Here is a 3086-nt window from a genome sequence, read left to right as displayed (position 1 = left end):
TTGAAAGTGGCTGGGTGCCCGCGACGACCCGGGTCGATGAGCTCGAAGGCGCCATCCGCACCGTGTGCGAACCGTACTTCGACCGACCCATCAAGGAAATCTCCCTGGGGCAAGTGCTGATGCGCCTGTTCCAGATTTCCCGCCGCTTCAACGTTGAGATTCAGCCCCAACTGGTGCTGCTGCAAAAGACCCTGCTGAACGTGGAGGGCCTGGGACGCGAACTCGACCCCGACCTGGACCTGTGGAGCACGGCCAAGCCCTTCCTGGAAAAGTGGATGCACGAGCAAGTGGGCCTGCGCGGCCTATGGCAGCGCCTCAAGCGCGAGGCGCCGCGCTACGCCAAGATGTTGCCGGAACTGCCCCGCCTGGTGCACCAGAACCTGGAGCACAGCAACGCCGACCTGCGCCGTGACCTGGCGGCCATGCTGGCGGAACAACGCCAGACCAACCGACTGTTGTCGTCCATCGTCTGGGTGGGCGTGGGCTTTGTCCTGGGCCTGCTGACGGCACAGTTGTTGCTCAGACTGCACGGACTGGGCCTGCTGTGACCCCCCGCTCACAGGTGTCTCGCGCCAGACACCGGTGAGCCAGATCAGGGCAGCGCATCCAGCGACAATCTGCCACTAAACTCCGCCCCCAATTCGACATCCATCGACCCCGATCGATACCGACCATGAACACCACCTTGCTTGCGTTTGTGATCCTCTATCTGCTTGGCACGATGGCGATCGGTATGTATGCCGGCACCCGCATCAAAAACACCACCGACTTCGCCATTGCGGGACGCAGTCTTCCGCTGATCATGGTCATCACCACGACCTTTGCGACCTGGTTCGGGGCGGAGACGGTCATGGGCATTCCGGCCAAGTTCGCCGAAGGGGGGCTGGGCGCCGTGGTGGAAGACCCGTTCGGGGCGTCGATGTGCCTGGTGCTGGTGGGCGCCTTCTTCGCCAGCCGGCTCTACAAGATGAGTCTGCTCACCATCGGCGACTACTATCGTCAGCGCTATGGCGAAGGTGTTGAAATCTTCTGCTCCGTTGCCATCATCCTGAGCTATCTGGGCTGGGTGGCCGCGCAAATCACCGCCTTGGGCCTGGTGTTCTCGGTGCTCTCGGGTGGCACCATCGCTCCCGCCTGGGGCATGGCTCTCGGCACCTTGCTGGTGCTGGTCTATGTGATGGTGGGGGGCATGCTGGCGGTGGCCTGGACCGACTTCATCCAGATGGTCGTGCTGGTTGTGGGCCTGTCCTTGATTGCCTACATGGCCGCCGACCAGGCGGGCGGAGCCGACAAGGTGATCGACCTGGCGCATGCCAACAACTGGTTCAAATTCTTCCCCGAGAACACCCCCGATGGCTGGCTCTGGTTCATTGCCGCGGGCATCACCATGATGTTGGGCTCCATTCCCCAGCAAGACGTGTTTCAGCGCGTGATGTCGGCCAAGGATGCGGTCACGGCCCAGCGGGGCGCCATCATCGGCGGCTTCGGCTACCTGGCCTTTGCTTTCGTGCCGATGTTCATCGTGGCCTCCTCGCTGATCATCATGCCGGATGAGACGCGGGCATTGTTGGCCAATGACCCCCAGAAGGTCCTGCCAACGCTGATCCTGAGCAAGATGCCCCTGATCGCCCAGATCTTCTTCTTTGGTGCGCTCGTGTCGGCGATCAAGTCAACCTCGTCGGCCACGCTGCTGGCGCCCTCCACCAGCTTCGTCGAGAACATCCTCAAGAACATCAAGCCCGGCATGACGGATCGTCAGGTGCTGTTTGCCATGCGCGTGACCCTGCTGGTCTTCACCTGCCTGGTGTTGACGTACGCGATCTTGATGGAGGGAACGGCCATCTATGACCTGGTTTCCGCGGCTTATCAGATCCCGCTGGTGGGCGCCTTCGTCCCCCTGACCTTCGGTCTGTACTGGAAGCGTGCCTCGACCCAAGGGGCGCTGCTGTCGATCGTGCTGGGCATCGGCACACTGACCTTGTTCACTTTCCATGCCGGCCTGGGCGAAGCCTTCCCCGGGCAGTTGGCCGGTCTGCTGATGGCCCTGGCAGGCATGCTGCTGGGCTCCTTGGCACCGCAGTGGATCACGGACCGCCGCAGCAAGCGACCTCTACTGACAGCCTGACGGACAGGCGCAGCATCTGCACGATGGCTGCTGTGCGCGATTCGGAAACGCGCACCGCGCGCACATCTCCCGAGACTTGATTTTCAACGGGGCGCCCACATCTCCTTGCGCGGGCCCTTGCCAGCGCACGCACGCTGGCAAGGGCGCCGTCCGTCTTTTACAATCATCGATTTTCTCGAGGTCAGGCCATGCCGATTTATGCCTACCAGTGCACGTCCTGCGGTCACGCCAAGGACGTTTTGCAAAAAATCTCTGATCCGGTGCTCACCACCTGCCCCGCCTGCGGCGCCGAGAGCTTCCAGAAGCAGATCACGGCTGCAGGCTTCCAACTCAAGGGTTCGGGCTGGTATGTGACCGACTTCCGTGGCGGCTCGGGCGGCACCAGTGCCCCGGCCACAGGCGCCACCGCGGCAGCAGCTGCTCCTGCGCCGGCCGAGGCCAGCAGCGCAGGCAGCGACTCGGGCGGCACGCCATGCGGCGGCTCCTGCGCCTGCCACTGAGCGGCGCTTTTGCTTCACGCACTCGCCTGACACAGCTTGGCCTGACAATACAGGCCAAGCTGCCTGCCACGGCACCCGGCCTCGCGCCCTCTCCCCCCTCCCCAACGTGAAGAAATACATCCTCACCGGCCTGCTCGTCTGGCTCCCCCTGGTGATCACCATCTGGGTGCTCAAGAGCGTGATCGGCACGCTCGACGACGTGTTTGCCTGGTTCATGGTCGTGGCGCGGACGGTGCTGCCGGTCAGCATCCACCCTGTGCTGGCCGACTTGCAGCGTGTGCCTGGCCTGAGTGTCATCATCCTGGTCACAGCCTTGTGGCTGACCGGTGTGGCGGTCACCAACATGGTCGGGCAGTGGCTGCTCAACCGCTCCAACTGGGTGTTTTCGAACATCCCCATCGTCAAGAGCATCTACAACTCGGTCAAACAGGTTTCGGACACGCTGTTTTCCAGCAGCGGTC

The 3086-nt window shown here is 62.9% G+C and carries 3 protein-coding genes and 1 pseudogene; all 4 read left to right on the top strand.

Going from position 1 to position 3086, the window contains the following annotated elements; translation table 11 throughout:
- Positions 1 to 548: pseudogene (locus ACMV18_RS09325) on the top strand (ubiquinone biosynthesis regulatory protein kinase UbiB); the annotation flags it as partial.
- Positions 549 to 673: 125 nt separating this feature from the next.
- On the top strand, positions 674 to 2125 hold the full coding sequence (locus ACMV18_RS09320; protein ID WP_420817611.1) for a sodium:solute symporter family protein: 1452 nt from the start codon (positions 674 to 676) through the stop codon (positions 2123 to 2125).
- A 188-nt stretch (positions 2126 to 2313) separates the two neighbouring features.
- The gene (locus ACMV18_RS09315) at positions 2314 to 2625 is read left to right on the top strand and encodes an FmdB family zinc ribbon protein (RefSeq protein WP_339583903.1); all 312 of its coding nucleotides are present in this window, start codon (positions 2314 to 2316) and stop codon (positions 2623 to 2625) included.
- Positions 2626 to 2731: 106 nt separating this feature from the next.
- A partial coding sequence (locus ACMV18_RS09310; RefSeq protein WP_420817610.1) for a DUF502 domain-containing protein occupies positions 2732 to 3086 on the top strand: 355 nt, incomplete at its 3' end.

Origin of the sequence: Aquabacterium sp. (genome assembly GCF_048860245.1) — a bacterium.
In the GTDB taxonomy this organism is placed as follows: domain Bacteria; phylum Pseudomonadota; class Gammaproteobacteria; order Burkholderiales; family Burkholderiaceae_C; genus Aquabacterium.
This window is presented reverse-complemented; position numbering and strand designations above follow the sequence as displayed.

Coding starts and splice junctions, on each gene's coding strand:
- ACMV18_RS09320 (WP_420817611.1), top strand. CDS start 674: ATGAACACCACCTTGCTTGCGTTTGTGATCCTCTATCTGCTTGGCACG.
- ACMV18_RS09315 (WP_339583903.1), top strand. CDS start 2,314: ATGCCGATTTATGCCTACCAGTGCACGTCCTGCGGTCACGCCAAGGAC.